A 16,334-nucleotide genomic window follows, 5' to 3' on the forward strand; every position below is an offset into this window, starting at 1 on the left:
GCACGTCTTTCCTCGCCTTCCGTTCGAGTCCGCTCGCCGTGGCGTCACAGGTCCACGACGAGCCGCGGGGACAGGGCGCGGGACACACAGGCGTACATGCGGCCCGCGGGAGCGCCGATGTCGTCCCGGTGCTCGGGCTCGCCCTCGACGACGGCGAGTTCGCAACTGCCGCAGACCCCTTCGCGGCATCCGGACGCCACCGGATATCCGGCGTGGGTCAGGGCGTCCAGCAGCGACTCGTCGGGCGGCACCTGAACCGTCTGCCCCGACCGCGCACACACCGCCTCGAACGCCGTATTGGGGGCGAACGACCTGGGCACCGGGCGGAACCGCTCCGCGTGCAGCCGCCCGGCCGGGAACGCGGCGTCGGCCGCGGCGAGCATCGGTCCGGGGCCGCAGGCATAGACCATGGCGCCGGGGCTCAGCGCGGCTCCGAGAGCGGCGAAGTCCGGCCTGCCCTGCTCCCGGGTGGCGACGATCCGTACCCGATCACCGTAGGAGGAGCGCAGTTCGTCGGCGAAGGGCATGGATGCCACCGACTGTCCCATGTACACCAGCGACGCCGGGACGCCCGAGGTGACCGCAGCCCGCAGCATCGGCAGGATCGGGGTGATGCCGATCCCGCCGGCGAGGAAGAGATACTCCGGCGCGGGGAGCAGCGGGAAATGGTTCCGCGGCAGCGACACATCGAGGGTGCGGCCCCGGCGCAGAAACCGGTGGATGTATTCCGAACCGCCCCGGCTGAGGCGGTCGTGCCGCACCGCGACGCGATACGACTCCTGGTCCGCCGGGTCGCCGCACAGCGAGTACTGCCGGGTCAGCCAGTTCGGCAGGGCCAGGTCGATATGGGCCCCCGGCTCCCAGGGCGCCAGCGGACCGGTGGCGCCCCGCAGGACGAGGGAGACGACGTCTTCGGCGACCTGCTCGATGTGGTCGACGACGGTCTGTTGCATCGTTGATTCACCTTGTGCCGTGGTCAGTAGAGTTTCCGGTAGCTCTCTTCGAGAGCGTGGGTGAGCACCTTCGGATCGATGTCCGCCCCGATTTGGGCGGCGGCGATCTCACCGACCGACGGCATCTCGTCGGCCAGGGCCTGGCTCGCGGGGTCCCACAGCCGGGAGCGGATGAGCGAGCGACCACAGTGGAAGTACGCCTCCGCCACCTCGACGACGATCGCCAGCACCGGATCCTTGGCCTCGGTCTGCATCCGGGCGAGCACATCGGGCTCATCGGTGGGATAGCCACGGCCGTTGACCCGCAGGGTCTCCCGCATCCCGGGGATGAGGAAGAGCAGCCCGACCCCGTCGTTCTCGGCGAGATTGCGGAAGGAGTCGGCGATCTTGTTGCCGGGGCGGTCGGGAATCGCGAGCGTCCGGTCGTCGAGGACCTTCACGAACCCTGGGTAGTCGCCACGGGGCGAGCAGTCGGCGCGCCCCGCCGCGTCCGCCGTGGCCAGGGACAGGAAGGGGGAGTGCGCGATGAAGAAGCGGAAGTGCTCGTCGATATGGTCCAGCTTCTTGTCCTTGATCATGGCTTCGGGCTCCCCGAGCCGGGCGTGGACCTCGGCCGGCGGCAGCCGCCGGGGGCGGGTGCTGGTCTGCGTCATGAGGACTCCTTCCGGGAGGGGAGCGGCGGGCGCGCGAGGGCCGTGCCGGTCGCCTCCCGCTCCCTGCCGACGACGGTGATCCACCGCTCCGCCGCAGTTCATGGCACCATTGTGAGTAATTACTCAGGTCTTGCGCCACTCGCTTTCCCGGCGCCGCCCAGGAGGTGTCATGACGACCGGCCGTCGCGGACTTCAGCCACGTAAACAGCCACGCCAGGCCCGGGCCGAGCTCACCCGGCAGCGCATCCTCACCGCCGCTGCTCACATTTTCGCCGAATACGGCTATGCCGCCGGGACCACCAACCGCATTGCCGAGCACGCACGGATCTCGATCGGCTCGCTGTACCAGTACTACCCGAACAAGGATGCGATCCTGGCCGAGCTGGTGACCCGTCACCTCGATGCCGGGGCGGCCGCCATCCGCAACCGCCAGGACGCGGAGGAGCCCGAATCCCTCGAGGAGATCCTCCGTGGTTTCGCGCGCACCGTGATCGAGAACCACCTCGACGACCCGCAGTTGCTCCGCGTCATGGGCGAACAGGCCCCCCGCTCGCCGGAGTTGTTCGAAAAGATCGCCCGCCAGGAGCGGGAGCGGATCGCCTACACCCAGGACTTGCTCGAGCGCCATCCCGAGGTCGGGGTCGAGGACACCTACGTCGCCGCCCGGCTCATCGTGTCCACGATCGAGCTGGTCGTCCATGTGCTCATCGCGGCGCCCGACTCCATCGACACCACCCGGCTGGAGAACGAACTCGTCGCGATGCTCACCCGCTATCTCACGGCCGCGCCATCCGGAGCCAAGGACGCGCCGGCGCACGAGGGCGTCTGACACGAGGCCACCGGGACGACGGACGGGGACCTGGTGGGCCAGGTCCCCGTCCGTCCCTCTCGGTGCGGTCGAACCGCGGGTGTCAGTCGAGCGTGATGGTGGGCTTGCGCAGGTCCATCCAGGTCGCCAGGTCCAGGGCGCGCTCGATGGTGGCGCGCTGCTGGGTGGTGATGTCCTCCGCCGGTGCGGCGATCGCCTCCTTCAGCGTCTCGACGCGGCACAGCTCGAGGGCCTGGTGTCCCGAGGTGATGAGGTCGCCCGCCTGCTGCTTGATGGCGGAGAGATAGGCGGGGTCGAAGCTGCCGGGGTAACCGCTCTTCTTGCGGTTGGCCACGGACTCGGGCAGCACATCGCGGGTGGCCTCGCGCAGAATGCTCTTCTCCCGCCCGTCGAATGTCTTCAGCGACCAGGGGGTGTTGAAGACATAGGAGACCAGGCGGTGGTCGCAGAACGGCACCCTGACCTCCAGGCCGACGGCCATGCTCATCCGGTCCTTGCGGTCGAGCAGGGTGTTGACCATGCGGGTGAGATGCAGGTAGCAGACCTGGCGCATGCGCTTCTCCAGGCCGGTCTCACCGTCCTTGAGGGGGACTTCGTCCAGGGCGCTGAGGTAGTGGTCACGGAGGTAGGTGTCCAGGTCGAGCCTGTCGGTGAGGTCCTGGGACAGCAGGCTCTTGGTGTCGCCGAGCGTCAGTCCTCCGGCGAGCCACGGGAAGGTGTCGGCCTCGCGCCGCTCGTCGTGGAACCACGGGTAGCCGCCGAAGACCTCGTCCGCCGACTCGCCCGAAAGAGCAACGGTCGACTGTTCGCGAACGGCCTTGAACAGCAGGTAGAGCGAGTTGTCCCGGTCGCCGAGCCCGGTGGGCAGATCCCTGGCCGCGATGGCCGCCTGCCTCACCGCCGGGTCGGACAAGGCGGAACCGTCGAGCATGATGTCCCGGTGGTCGCATTTCACATGCTCGGCCACGGCGTGCACATACGGGGTGTCCACGCTGGGCGCCACGTCGATCGCGCGGAAGTTCTCCGCCTGCCCGGGGAAGTCCACGGCGAAGCTGCGGACGGTCTCGCCGTGCTCGCCGAGCTTGCGGGCGGCGAGCGAGGTCATCGCCGAGGAGTCGAGCCCCCCGGAGAGCAAGGTGCAGCGGGGCACATCGGCGACGAGCTGCCGGGCGATGATGTCCTCCAGGAGCTCCCGCACATGGGCGACGGTCGCGTCCTGGTCATCGGTGTGCTCGGAGACCTCCAGACGCCAGTACGCCTGCTCGCGAAGTCCATTGCGGTCGACGACGGCGATGTGGCCGGGGCGCAGCTCCTTCATGCCCTTCCAGATCGCGTGCCCCGGTGTCTTGGCGAAGGAGAAGATCTCCCGCAGCCCGTCGAGGCCGACCTCGGGGGCGGCGAGCGGATTGGCGAGGATGGCCTTGGGCTCGGATCCGAAGAGGACGCCGTCGTCGGTCTCGTAGTAGTAGAACGGCTTGATGCCCATCCGGTCCCGGACCATCACCAGCTTCTCGGTGCGGGAGTCCCAGATGGCGAAGGCGTACATGCCGTTCAGCTTCTCGGTGAGGGATTCGCCCCACTCCAGGTAGCCGCGCAGAACGACCTCGGTGTCGGAGTCGGTGGTAAAGCCATGGCCCCTGCGGCGCAGTTCATCGCGCAGCTCGGTGAAGTTGTACGCCTCACCGGAGTAGACCATGCTCACGGGACCGTCGGCGGTGTCGACGGTCATGGGCTGCGCCCCGCCGGGCAGGTCGATGACGGCCAGCCTGCGGTGGCCGAGCGCAGCCCTGCCGGTCACCCACGCTCCGGCCGCGTCCGGGCCTCGGCAGGCCATCGTCTCCGTCATGGCGTCGAGGACCTGGCGGTGGGAGGTCAGATCGCGGCGGTAGGAGACCCAGCCGGTGATGCCACACACAGTGATCATCCCTTTCACTCAGCGGAGATGGTTGCCTGTGAAAACCATCTACCTCTCCGGAGGCGGATCGCTACCGGGCGCTGATCCCTGGGGGAGTGGTATTTCTCACTGGTAAATTCCTGTTAATGGTAAGTTTCGCGGTGGCCGCTGGCCGAAAAGCGCCGCCCACTAAATTCCTATTTTACAGCCGATATCCACGTCACAATTCATAAGCGAAACTCCGGCCGTATACGAAAGAGGTCGGGATACGAAAGGGGCCGGGCCCGGTGAGCTGAGGCACCGTCACCCGCGGCCGTCCTTCGACGGACTCCTCCCAGGGTGCCGTGGGGGGTGCCGGGTACCTCCGTGACCTGGGGGGTTAGCATATGAGCGCCACCTAGCTCGAAAGATGGATCTGTGACTCTCAACGAGGACTCGTTCACCAACTGGAAGCACCGCGAGGAGATCGCGGAGTCGATGATCCCCGTCATCGGGAAGCTGCATCGGGAGCGGGACGTCACGGTCCTGCTGCACAGCCGCTCCTTGGTGAACAAGTCGGTCGTCAGCATCCTCAAGACCCACCGATTCGCCCGCCAGATCGCCGGTGCGGAACTCTCGGTCACCGACACCCTGCCCTTCCTGCAGGCGCTCACCGCGCTCGACCTCGGCCCCTCCCAGATCGACATCGGCCTGCTCGCCGAGACCCACCGGGCCGACGACCGCGGTCTCTCGGTGGAGGAGTTCACCGCCGAGGCCGTCGCCGGTGCCACGGGTGCCAACAAGATCGAGTGCCGTGAGGGACGCGATGTCGTCCTCTACGGATTCGGCCGCATCGGCCGTCTCGTCGCCCGCCTGCTCATCGAGAAGGCCGGCTCCGGCAACGGCCTGCGGCTGCGCGCCATCGTCGTCCGCGGGAGCGGCGGCCGGGCGGGTGAGGATCTCGTCAAGCGTGCCTCGCTGCTGCGCCGCGACTCCATCCACGGCCAGTTCCAGGGCACGATCACCGTTGACGAGGCGAACAGCACGATCAACGCCAATGGCAACGAGATCAAGGTGATCTACGCCGACGACCCGACCTCGGTGGACTACACGGCGTACGGCATCAAGGACGCCATCCTCATCGACAACACCGGCAAGTGGCGCGATCGCGAGGGGCTGTCGAAGCATCTGCGCCCCGGCATCGACAAGGTGGTGCTGACCGCGCCGGGCAAGGGCGATGTGCCCAATGTCGTCCATGGGGTCAACCACGACACGATCAAGCCGGATGAGCAGATCCTGTCCTGCGCGTCCTGCACCACCAACGCCATCGTCCCGCCGCTGAAGGCGATGGCGGACGAGTACGGCGTCCTGCGCGGCCATGTGGAAACCGTCCACTCGTTCACCAACGACCAGAACCTGCTGGACAATTACCACAAGTCCGATCGCCGTGGCCGCTCGGCGCCGCTCAACATGGTCATCACCGAGACCGGTGCCGCCTCCGCCGTCGCGAAGGCCCTGCCCGACCTCGAGGCGAAGATCACCGGCAGCTCGATCCGCGTCCCGGTGCCGGATGTCTCGATCGCCATCCTCAATCTGCAACTCGCCCGCGAGACCACCCGCGAGGAGGTCCTGGACTATCTGCGCGATGTGTCCCTGACCTCGCCGCTCAAGCGCCAGATCGACTTCACCAGCGCCCCCGACGCGGTCTCCAACGACTTCATCGGCTCGCGCCACGCCTCGATCGTCGACGCCGGTGCCACCAAGGTCGAGGGCGACAACGCGATCCTCTACCTCTGGTACGACAACGAGTTCGGCTACTCCTGCCAGGTCATCCGCGTCGTCCAGTACGTCTCGGGGGTGGAGTACCCGACTTACCCGGCCCCGGTGGTCTGACGCTCGGCCGACGACGACCTCGGCGGGCTCCCCGCGGGCCCGCCCACGCCTCGGCGACGCGCTGGGCGAGCACCCGGGTGCCGTGGAGAGGGTCGTCGTCGGTCGACTCGGGGATGCCGAGGCCGCGCAGGACGGCGCAGTGGGAGGCGATCGCTCCCACGCAGCCGACGCTGCCGCAGACACACAGGACCTTGCCCCCGCTGACGGCCCGGGTGTGGCCGATGTCGCCCGCGGCTCCGTCGGCGCCGCGGTATCGCCGCCGGCGGTGACGAGGCCCGCCCCGATACCGCTCGCGATCTTGATGCAGAGCAGGGGAGTTTCCGCCCCGCCCTGTTCGGCCTCGCCCAGGGCCATCAGATTCACGTCGTTGTCCACCACGACCGGGGCCCGCGGAAGCGTTCCCGGAGGTGCTCGGCGCCGCGTCGATCCGGACGGAGACCGTGTCCTGTGCGATCAGCCGTCTGCTGAGATCGGCGATGGCCACGGGGGAGGCGGTGGTGTCGACGTCCACGGCAACGACCGTGCCGGCCTGTGGGCTGATCGTCAGCACCCGGGGCGGTCGTCCGCGGACGGACCGCCGGGACTCGACCTCCTGCAGGATGCCGTGCCGACGAGATGCTCCACCTGCTGGCCCACGGTCGACCGGGCCAGGCCACTGCGCCGCGCGAGTTCCGCGCGGTTGGTCGCCGCCCCGGAGATCACCAGACCCAGCACCCGGCGCAGCGCGAGGGGGACCGATGCGGGGGCACCTGATTCGCAACAACGCCGCACTGACCAAGGCCGAATCCGTGATGGACATCAGCCCCGAGAGCTTCGACCGGATCGCGTCCACCAACCTCAACGGCGCCTTCTTCGGCTGCCAGGTCTTCGGCTGTGCCGGTTCTGAAGGACGCCCTGGTGAGCGCCATCGGCACGATCACACACGCCGTCCCCATGGGCTCCCACAGTGTGCTCTTCGTCGACATCGAGCGCATCCGTACCCGCGCGGGCGGGCAGAGCCTCGTCTACTTCAACCGCGCGTTCCACCGCCTCGACGCCACACCTCTGGTGCCGGAGGGCACCCGGTCCTGAACCGCGGGACCCGGGTACCGCATGGGCCCGTCCGGCCCTCGTGGCCGGACAGGCCATGGCGTCAGACGGTGGTCTTGGGTGTCGTGGCGCGCGACCGGGCGCGCGGGAGAGCGGCCACACGGGCGCGCAGCCGTTGCAGCGGGGTGGGTGGCAGTGCCCGCGCGGCCCCCCGCGCGTAGTGCCGCTCGACGTAGAACTGTCCCGCGCTCAGCACGGTGGTGACCGCGATGTACCAGAGGGTGGCCACCATGAGCAGCGGGATGACCTGGTAGGTCTGGTTGTAGACGAGCTGCACCGAGTACAGCAGGTCGTGCACGGCCAGTACGCTGACGATGCTGGTGCCCTTGAGCGTGCCGATCAGCATGTTTCCGGCGGTCGGCACGATGGAACGCATCGCCTGCGGAATGACGATCCGGCGCAGGGTGCGCCATTTGCCGAGCCCGAGTGCCTGGGCGGCCTCGGTCTGGCCGGAGTCCACGGACAGGATGCCACCGCGTATCACCTCGGTGGCATAGGCGGCCTCGTGCAGGGTCAGCCCGATGACGGCGGTGAGGGTGGGGCCGAGCAGGTTGACCGTCTTGACGGTGACGAACTGCGGGCCGAAGGGGACGCCGAGGCCCAGCGTCGGGTACAGAGCGCCGATGTTGAACCACAACAGCAGCTGCACCAGCAGCGGTGTGGAGCGGAAGATCCACACATAGCCCCAACTCAGGGTGGACAGCACCGGGTTGGTGGACAGCCGCATGACCGCCAGCGGGATGCCGAGCAGAAAGCCGAGCACCATCACCGCGGCGGTCAGCCACAGGGTCAGCAGCAGTCCGTCGAGCACGGCGCTGGTGGTGAAGTACCGGCCCACCACATCCCACTGGAAAGCGTCGTTGCGCACAACGGAGTTGACCACCATCGCGAAGACCAGAAGCGCGGCGGTGGCGGTCAGCAGGCGGCCGATGCGTCGGCGCGGCACGATCCGCGGCAGGTCGCCGGGGCGGGGGGCGCCCGTCTCGGGGCGCTTGTCGACGGGGACGGGCACCGCGTCGGGGGCGGTGGTACGGGAAGGCGTGGCCATCGGGAGGCTCTCCGGGTGAGGGGGGTGGGCGTCGGCGACAGCCCGGTGGCACGCGCACCCGGACACCCGAGAAGGCGGCAGGCGGGTGCGGTGCGGCCGGGCTCGGCGTCATCACGCTCACCGCGTCCCTCAACGCGGCCGGAAGGGGCTCCGCGCGCGGCGGGCCCATCCGTCATCGATCGTACGTACCCGGCGCATGCAGCTGTCAAGCACACGCGGGAACCGCTCAACGCCGGTCCGGAATGCGGGCGGTGGTTGACGAGAAGCGTGGTGTACTGCCTAATTGCTCCCATGAATACCGAGCAGCGCCTGGTCACCCGTGGCCACATCGACTTCGGTCGGGTGTGGTCGGCCGCTTGTTGCGCCTGACTCGGCAGCGGGCTGTCTGACCGGCCCTTCCCTCCCTCGGTGACCCCGTCGCGGGCCGAGCTCTCTCGTCGTATCACCGCCGTACGCGGGCGCTGACCCGCGTTCGGACACGGCCTTGTGAGCGCCCGGACACACGCTGCCGCCACCCCCTTCTCCCGACGCCCCGGCGTCGTCACGCCTACTCCAGCCAGTGGCATTTCCCCTCTGCCGTCCCGTACGGCCATGCGAAGGGCCGTTCCGGCCTGTCCGCGTGCCGCCCCCTGTCCTCCCGAAAGGCCCTTCCCATGCCCGTGGAATTCCTCGGCATCGCCGCGACCCATGACGGTTCCGAGACCACCGCGCGCTCCGGTGGCGCATTCGACAAGGAGTACACACTCCGGCTTGCCAGGGCCCATGAGGACCATGGCTGGGACCGGGTGCTGTTCGCCTACGGATCCGGATCGCCCGACCCCGCGCCGGCCGCCGCGTACATCGCGAGCAGGCTGGACAGACTCCAGATCCTGCTCGCCCACCGGCCCAACGTCTCGTATCCGACCTTCGCCGCCAAGACCTTCGCCACTCTCGACCAGATCAGCGAGGGGCGGCTGACCGTGCACTTCATCACCGGCGGCAACGACCACGAACAGGGCCGTGAGGGCGACATGCTCACCAAGGACCAGCGCTACGCCCGCACCCGCGAGTACATCCAGATCGTCAAGAAGATCTGGACCACTCACGAGCCCTTCGACCACGAGGGGGAGCACTACCGCTTCCATGACTTCGTCAGCGACGTGTTCCCGGCCCAACAGCCCCGCCCGGACATCTCGTTCGGCGGCTCGTCCCCCGCCGCGTACGCCGCGGGAGGCGCCGAGGCCGACATCTACTGCCTGTGGGGCGAGCCCCTGGAGAAGACCGCCGAGCAGATCGAGGCGGTGAAGGCCGCCACGAAGGCCGCGGGCCGTACCGACGTCCCGCGCATCCAGGTGGCGTTCCGTCCGATCATCGCCCCGACCGAGGAACTCGCCTGGGAGAAGGCCCGCCGCACGGTGGGCGCGATCGAGGCCCGCAAGGCGAGCGGCGAGCCGGTCACCAGGCGCCACACCGGGCAGGCACATCCGCAGAACTCCGGCTCACAGCGGCTGATCGCCATCGCCGAGGCGGGGGAGCGCTACGACCGTGCGCTGTGGACGCCGACCGCCGCGGCGACCGGTGGGGCGGGCAACTCCAACGCCCTGGTCGGCACCCCCGAGACGGTCGCCCAGGCCCTCCTCGACTACTACGACCTCGGCGTCGACATCCTCTCCGCCCGCGGCTACGACCTGCTGGGCGACGCCATCGACTTCGGCCGGCACGTGATCCCGATCGTCCGTGAGGAGGTCGCGGGGCGTGATGCCGAGCGTGCGGCGCGTGGCGCCCAGACCCTGGCCGCCGCGCGCGGCTGACCTCCGTCGCACAGCCACCCAGGTATCCCCATCGCCGCCACCGCGGCGCAGAACGGAAAGGCCCCCAGCCGTGAACCACCCCGGCACCAGAACCCGGCCGCGCATCGCCGCACTGACGCTGCTGTCACTCCTGGCGCTGACCGCCTGCGGCGGCTCCGGTGGCACGGACGGCACAACGCCGGCGGGAGCCCAGGCCTCTCCCGCGCCGACCGACGACCCGGTCGCCGCCGTACGGAAGGTGGACTCCGTCGCCGCCCTGCTGCCCGCCGGGGTCGCCAGGTCCGGCACCCTGAGGATGGGCAGCTCGATCGGGGCTCCGCCGGGCGCGTACTACCCGAACGGCCCGGACAAGAAGCCCGCGGGCCAGGACATCGACATCGCCGACGCGGTGGCCAAGGTGCTCGGCGTCAGGCTGGAACGCCAGGACGCCTCCTTCGAAACGATCCTGCCCGCCCTCGGCAGCGGCAAGTTCGACGTCGGCACCGGCAACTTCGGCGTGACCGCCGAGCGTCTTAAGACCATCGACTTCGTCACCTATATCAACGACGGCCAGGGCTTCGCGGTCAAGGAGGGCGGCACGGCGCTCAGCCGGAAGGTCACCGATCTGACCGAGCTGTGCGGGCTGACCATCGGCACCGGGGCCGGCACCACCTTCGAGGCGACCCTCGCCCGGCAGAAGGGCGTGTGCGCCAAGGCCGGGAAGAAGCCGTACGACGTGAAGGTCTACGCGGAGAACGGAGCCGTCCTCACGGCCCTGCAGCAGGGCCGCATCGACGTCGTCATGTCCACCATCAACGGACTGCGCTACCAAGCGGCCCAGTCCGCCGCCCGCACCTCCTTCCTCGGCGAGTACCACCGCCTCGACGTCGGTTTCGCCTTCAAGAAGGGCTCTTCGCTCACCCGCGCCTTCCAGGCCGCGGTCAACGAGTTGATCGAGAACGGCACCTACGCCCGGATCCTCAAGAAATGGGGCACCGGCGCCTCCGCGATCGACACGTCGCGGATCAACCCGGCCGAGCACACCTGAGCTCATGTGACCTGGTCACTGCGTCCCAGGAAGCGGAAGGTGTTCCCCTTCGCCTGGAACAGGAAGTACCCCGCGCCCCGCTCCCCGGCAGGGGTGCCGTCGGTGGCGAAGCGGAGGGTTTTGGCGAGTCCCCGGTAGGTGACGTGGAGCAGGCGCTGGGCCACGGCCCCGGGCTCGATGTCGCGCGTGCCGCCCAGCTCCTCCAGGGCGCGTGCGACCAGCCCCACGGCGTCGTACGCCTCCGGGGACCAGCGTCCGGGTGCCGTGCCGTACCTCGCGCGGTAGGCGGTCCCGAAGGCCCGGGACACGCTGCCGGGGTCGGTGAAGGGGGTGCCGAAAAGCCAGTCCTGGCCCGCGGTTCCGGCCTGTCGGAGGAAGCCCGGGCGCATGATGTGCCAGGTGCCCAGGCGCGGTCCGGTGAAGCCCGCGTCGGCGAGCGCGCGGGCGCAGCGTGCGGCGCGCTCGGGCGATATGCCGCTGAAGACGATGGCCTGCGCCTTGGTGGCGAGGGCGGCGCGGACGGCGGGAGCGAAGTCGTCGCTGCCGGCTGCCACCGGGTGGACGCTGGTCGTGCCCTCATGGGGCGGCACCTGCGAGAGCTGGTTGGTGAGATCCGATCCCGTCCGGCCCGCCGCCCGGTCGTCGATGACGGCGGTGCGGTCGACCGGTCGTACGGAGGTCAGATACGAGGTCAGCGGCAACGCCAGGAAGGACTCGGGCGCGCGGGTGACGCACAGGGTGCGCAGACGCGACGGTGCGAGGCTGCCCTCGTCGAGGGAGATCAGCACCATGGCCGTGCGGGCGTCCTGGTAGAGCGGACCGGCGGCGTCCGCCGCGGTGGCCGTGCCGGGGCCGAGGACGGCGCTCACCTTGGCTTTGGTGAACTGCCGGGCCGCCTGCCGGGCGCGGGTCTTCTCGCCGCGGTCGTCGAAGGTGTCGAGGGCGAGGCGGAACGTGATGCCCGCGCGCGCATTGTGCCGCTCCACGGCGAGCCGCGCTCCGCGCTCCTGCGCCACGCCGTTCGCCTTGTCCGGGCCGCTGAGGTCGGCCTGGAAGCCGAGGGTGTGCACGGGAAGGGCGCCGCCCGAGCCGCCGGTGCCCCCTCGCCCGGCCGTCAGATAGGCGGTGGCCCCGCCGCCGAAGGCGACCACGGACGCCGCCGCGCTCCCCATCAGCAGCACGCGCCGTCGGGTCGGCGGGCGGGCGTCCCGGGAGGGCGTCGGGCCGGCGGCCGGGTCGTCGTCCGTCGCCTGCGGTGTGGGGCGCCTGGGAGTGGGCATGTCCAGTGCTTGTGCGGAGCGTTCGGCGACCACGCGCAGGACCGCGGGCGGCAGCCAGTGCCGCTCCTGGGCCTCGGGGCTCTCCCGTGCGAGTGAGATCCGCGGGTCACGGAGCGCGGCGGCGACGTGGGCGGCCGTCGGCCGGTCGGTCGGGTCCTTGGCCAGGCAGACCCCGATCAGAGCCCGTAGCTCGCCGGGGGCCTGCGCCAGATCCGGCTCCTCGTGCACCGTACGGAAGAGGACGCCCGCCGCGTATCCGGTGCCGAAGGGGCGCCGGCCCGTGGCCGTGTAGGCGAGGACGCAGCCCAGCGCGAAGACGTCGCTGGGCGGGCCGACCTCCCCGGCGCGGGCCTGTGCCTGTTCCGGCGCGAGGAAGCCGGGCGTGCCGACGACGGCGCCGGGTGCGGTGAGCGCGGTGGCGCCCGTGGCGTGGGCGATGCCGAAGTCGATGAGGCGGGGGCCGTCCAGGGCGAGCAGGACGTTGCCCGGTTTCACATCGCGGTGCACCACTCCCGCCGCGTGTACGGCGGCCAGCGCGTCGGCCAGCCGGAACCCCAGGGTCCGTACGGCGGCGACGGGCAGCGCGCCGAAGCCGTCGACCGCCTCGGCCAGCGAGGGGCCGGGGATGAACTCCGTGGCCAGCCAGGGCTCCCGGGCCTCCGTGTCGGCGGCCACGACCGGCACCAGCCCGTGCCCGGTCAGGCCGCGGACCGCCGTCACCTCGCGCCGGAACCGGGCGCGGAAGGCCGAGTCGGCCGCGTGTTCGGCGCGGATCGTCTTGAGCGCGACGAGCGCCCCGCCCACCGTACGGGCGAGGTAGACGACGCCCATGCCGCCCGCGCCGAGCCGGGCCAGCAGCCGGTGCCCGCCGATGTCCTCGGGGTCGTCGGCGGTCAGGGGCCGCATCAGACGTCGACCTTGCCCGCGTAGGAGTACCGGCCGCCCTTCACCTCATAGCGGAAGACCTCATCCCCCTTGAGCCACGACCGGTTCTTCTCGTCGAACGCGTACGTCCGGACGAGCCCCTTGTACGTGCCCTTCGCCAGCAGGTCGTACAGCCTGTTCCTGGAGGGCCTGCGGCCGGCCTCGGTGAGGCGGGTGATGACCATGCGGGCCACGTCGTACGCCTCGGCCGCCCAGTACGGGGGTGCGGAGCCGTAGCGCTTTCGGTAGGCGGTGGCGAAGGCGCGGACGGGGGCGGCCGACGGGTCGATGTACGGGGCGAAGATCTGCCAGCCGTCGGCGGCGGTGCCCGCGGCGGTCAGGAACTCCGGGCCGGCGGCCGGATAGCCGAGCACGCGCGGGCCGTTGAACTCCGTCCGCGCGAGAGCGCGCGCGACGGCCGCCGCGCGGACGGGAGTGCCCAGGTAGACGAAGCCATCCGGCTTGTGCGCGACCATCTCGGCGGCCACCGCAGCGAGGTCCTCGGCCAGCCGCGGTACGACGCGCGGTTGGCCGGCGATCTTGAGGACACCGAGGTACTGGAACATCGTGCGGCCGAGCTGCCAGGCCGGGACGCCGCCGTCGCGGTCGATCAGCACCGCCACGCGCCGGACGCCCTGGGCCCGCAGGGAGAAGGCGGCCGTGGCGGGCAGGCTCGTGTAGCCGGGGACGGCCTGGAGGAAGTGGCGGGGCTCGGAGACGCCGTACACGGACTGCGCGGAGGAGGCCGTGAGCTGGGGGACGAGCTGTTCGTCATAGCTGTCGAGGCTCGCCCCGGTGGTCTCGTCGCCGGTCGAGCCGATCACGGCGAGCAGGTCGCGGTCGGTGGCGAGGGCGCGGGCCACCTTGGCGGCGCGCGTCGCATCGCCCCGGTCGTCGGCCGTCCTGAGGGTGAGGGTGAAGGGTTTGTCCTCGCGGGAGTTGAACTGCTCGACGGCCAGCCGTATGCCACGCTCCTGGGCCTGTCCGAGGGTCTTCTGTGGGCCTGTCAGGTCGGCCTGGACACCGAGAATCCAGCGGCGGGCGCGGGAGGAGGCGCTCGGCGCGGTGCCGTCCTCGCGCCGGGCGGCCCAGAGGGCGGCACCGCCACCGGCCGCGATCAGGGCCGCGCCGCCGAGCAGCAGGAAGCGGCGGCGGCCGGAGGGGCCCGGCGTCACCGGTGTGTCCGCCGGACCTTCCGCCGGCTGCCCGTCCGCCGCCGCGTCGAGGGCCGTGGCCTCGATGTCCGGGAGGGCGAGCATCGCGGCGGAGCGGTCCGCGATGAGTCGTACGACGGCGTCGGGCAGCCAGTCGACGCTGTCCTGGGGAGTGTCCTCGACCAGCGTCTCGTCCACCTCCCGGGCGGTGGGCCGGGCGGCCGGATCCTTGGCGAGACAGCGCTCCAGGAGGTCGCGCGTGTCGTCGGGGACACCGTCGAGGTGGGGCTCGTCGTGCACGGTGCGGTACAGGAGGGCGTCCACGGCACCGGTGCCGAAGGGCGGGCGGCCGGTGGCGGCGTAGGAGAGGAGACAGCCGAGGGCGAAGACATCACTGGCGGGCGAGGCGGGCTGTGCCTGTGCCTGTTCCGGGGCGAGGAAGCCGGGTGTGCCGATGACCATGTCGGCCGAGGTGAGCGCGGTCTCCTCGGTGGCCCGGGCGATGCCGAAGTCGATGAGGCGGGGGCCGTCGACGGCGATCAGCACATTGCCGGGCTTCACGTCGCGGTGCACGAGTCCCGCGTCGTGTACGGCCGTCAGGGCGCGGGCCAGCATCCGGCCGAGGATCCGCACACCGCGCGGCGGCAGCGGACCGCAGGTGGCGACGGCCTCGGCCAGCGAGGGGCCGGCGACGAAGGCGGTGGCGAGCCAGGGCGCGGGCGCGTCCGGGTCGGCGCCGGTGACCGGCACGGCCCAGGGACTGTCCACGCGCCGGGCGGCGGCGACCTCACGGCGGAAGCGCGCGCGGAACTCCGACTGGTCGGCGTACTCGGGCAGGATCACCTTGACGGCGGCCAGCTCCCCCGACTCGGCACGGCCGAGATAGACGACGCCCATGCCGCCGGCGCCGAGCCGGGCCAGCAGCCGGTGCCCGCCGATGCGGGCCGGATCGGAGGCGGTGAGCTTGTCGGTCATCGGCCGTCGCCCTTCGTGCTGCCGCCTGGCTTCGGCGTGTCCCGCTCGATCGCGGCTTTGAGTTGGGCCCGCATACCGGCGTGCGGATCCCGCAGCCGCTCGAACAGGTCTGCCCGGGACCAGCCCTTGGAGCCCTTGGCGGAGACGGCGAGGGTGAACTGACCGATCCGGGTCTGTCCCCAGAGGTACTCGTGGGGGCCGCCGACTTCGGCGCTCGTGTAGCTGCCGAGTTCGGTGAGAACGTCATCGGCGTACGCGTTTCCGGAGTCGCCCAAGGAGTTCGGGACATCGTTCAGCGAGGTGAGCACCTCGTCCGAGCGCAGCCGCTGCTCCGGGCAGCGCATCATCTCCTCCAGAACCTCGGCGTTCTCCCAGTCCGCCTGCTCGGCATCGCGGTGCACCGTGACGACGGCGCTCAGCCGGAGCGGGCCCTTGGCGCCCCTCGCCGGGATCTCGTAGGAGCGGGTCGAGGTCGCGAGGACGTCCTTCGGGAGCGCCTGCTGGTGCCAGACACAGTCGTCACCGAGGACCGGCCGGCGCCGCGGGTCGCTCTCGTACGGGCTCCGGGGGACGGCGCCGGGGCCGAAGGCGGAGGGGTCCGGCATGACGTCCCGGATCAGAGCGGCGGCCTGAGCCCGGGTCGTCGGCAATGCGGCGGGATCGATGTCCACGACGGCGGTCGTCGACGGGCCGGCGGACATCGTGGCACCGGCCTTCTTCGCAGACCTCGACTGGGACGGCTCGCCTCCGCCGGAGGTACAGCTCACCAGCGCTAAACCGGACACCGCGACGGCGCAGCCGAAGCGCACCGCTTCCCTGATCACGGTCACAAGCCCCCCTGACATC

General features: G+C 70.7%; 12 protein-coding genes and 1 pseudogene. 5 read left to right on the top strand and 8 right to left on the bottom strand.

Features of this window, described 5'->3' with window-relative positions; translation table 11 throughout:
• Window positions 1–44 precede the first annotated feature (44 nt).
• Complete coding sequence (locus tag BLV72_RS35785; RefSeq protein ID WP_093467596.1) at window positions 45–953, bottom strand: PDR/VanB family oxidoreductase; 909 nt, start codon at window positions 951–953, stop codon at window positions 45–47.
• A gap of 23 nt (window positions 954–976) precedes the next feature.
• Window positions 977–1,606: an MSMEG_1061 family FMN-dependent PPOX-type flavoprotein gene (locus BLV72_RS35790; protein WP_093467597.1), complete on the bottom strand. Its 630-nt coding sequence runs from the start codon at window positions 1,604–1,606 to the stop codon at window positions 977–979.
• 169 nt (window positions 1,607–1,775) lie between these two features.
• Between BLV72_RS35790 and BLV72_RS35795 the strand changes: the two genes are divergently transcribed.
• A complete protein-coding gene (locus BLV72_RS35795; protein ID WP_093467599.1) occupies window positions 1,776–2,435 on the top strand; it encodes a TetR/AcrR family transcriptional regulator in 660 nt (219 codons plus the stop codon).
• A gap of 82 nt (window positions 2,436–2,517) precedes the next feature.
• Here the strand turns inward: BLV72_RS35795 and asnB are convergent, their stop codons facing one another.
• Window positions 2,518–4,350: an asparagine synthase (glutamine-hydrolyzing) gene (gene asnB / locus BLV72_RS35800; protein WP_093470742.1), complete on the bottom strand. Its 1,833-nt coding sequence runs from the start codon at window positions 4,348–4,350 to the stop codon at window positions 2,518–2,520.
• A 396-nt stretch (window positions 4,351–4,746) separates the two neighbouring features.
• On the opposite strand from asnB, the gene BLV72_RS35805 reads away from it, so the two are divergent.
• The gene (locus tag BLV72_RS35805) at window positions 4,747–6,201 is read left to right on the top strand and encodes a glyceraldehyde-3-phosphate dehydrogenase (RefSeq protein WP_093467600.1); all 1,455 of its coding nucleotides are present in this window, start codon (window positions 4,747–4,749) and stop codon (window positions 6,199–6,201) included.
• Here BLV72_RS35805 and BLV72_RS35810 read toward each other — a convergent pair.
• The gene (locus tag BLV72_RS35810) at window positions 6,137–7,000 is read right to left on the bottom strand and encodes an ROK family protein (protein ID WP_244321470.1); all 864 of its coding nucleotides are present in this window, start codon (window positions 6,998–7,000) and stop codon (window positions 6,137–6,139) included. The genes BLV72_RS35805 and BLV72_RS35810 overlap by 65 nt on opposite strands.
• 68 nt (window positions 7,001–7,068) lie before the next feature.
• Here BLV72_RS35810 and BLV72_RS35815 point away from each other — a divergent pair.
• Window positions 7,069–7,272: pseudogene (locus tag BLV72_RS35815) on the top strand (flavin reductase); the annotation flags it as partial.
• Window positions 7,273–7,333: 61 nt separating this feature from the next.
• On the opposite strand, the gene BLV72_RS35820 reads toward BLV72_RS35815, so the two are convergent.
• Window positions 7,334–8,338, bottom strand: coding sequence for an amino acid ABC transporter permease (locus tag BLV72_RS35820; RefSeq protein WP_093467602.1), 1,005 nt, complete (start codon window positions 8,336–8,338; stop codon window positions 7,334–7,336).
• 653 nt (window positions 8,339–8,991) lie between these two features.
• Between BLV72_RS35820 and BLV72_RS35825 the strand changes: the two genes are divergently transcribed.
• Together BLV72_RS35825 and BLV72_RS35830 are read left to right on the top strand one after the other, a co-directional pair.
• Window positions 8,992–10,128, top strand: coding sequence for an LLM class flavin-dependent oxidoreductase (locus tag BLV72_RS35825; protein WP_093467603.1), 1,137 nt, complete (start codon window positions 8,992–8,994; stop codon window positions 10,126–10,128).
• A gap of 70 nt (window positions 10,129–10,198) precedes the next feature.
• Window positions 10,199–11,155, top strand: coding sequence for an ABC transporter substrate-binding protein (locus tag BLV72_RS35830; RefSeq protein ID WP_093467605.1), 957 nt, complete (start codon window positions 10,199–10,201; stop codon window positions 11,153–11,155).
• Between the two features lie 2 nt (window positions 11,156–11,157).
• Here the strand turns inward: BLV72_RS35830 and BLV72_RS35835 are convergent, their stop codons facing one another.
• From BLV72_RS35835 to BLV72_RS35845, 3 genes are read right to left on the bottom strand one after another with little or no spacing between them, the layout of a single operon-like run.
• Complete coding sequence (locus tag BLV72_RS35835) at window positions 11,158–13,341, bottom strand: bifunctional serine/threonine-protein kinase/ABC transporter substrate-binding protein (RefSeq protein WP_093467606.1); 2,184 nt, start codon at window positions 13,339–13,341, stop codon at window positions 11,158–11,160.
• Window positions 13,341–15,488, bottom strand: coding sequence for a bifunctional serine/threonine-protein kinase/ABC transporter substrate-binding protein (locus tag BLV72_RS35840; protein ID WP_093467608.1), 2,148 nt, complete (start codon window positions 15,486–15,488; stop codon window positions 13,341–13,343). Before BLV72_RS35840 ends, BLV72_RS35835 begins: the two co-directional genes overlap by 1 nt.
• The gene (locus BLV72_RS35845; RefSeq protein WP_244321176.1) at window positions 15,485–16,318 is read right to left on the bottom strand and encodes a hypothetical protein; all 834 of its coding nucleotides are present in this window, start codon (window positions 16,316–16,318) and stop codon (window positions 15,485–15,487) included. The genes BLV72_RS35840 and BLV72_RS35845 overlap by 4 nt, the downstream gene beginning before the upstream one ends.
• Between the last annotated feature and the right edge of the window lie 16 nt (window positions 16,319–16,334).

Source organism: Streptomyces melanosporofaciens, assembly GCF_900105695.1.
Classification (GTDB): domain Bacteria; phylum Actinomycetota; class Actinomycetes; order Streptomycetales; family Streptomycetaceae; genus Streptomyces; species Streptomyces antimycoticus.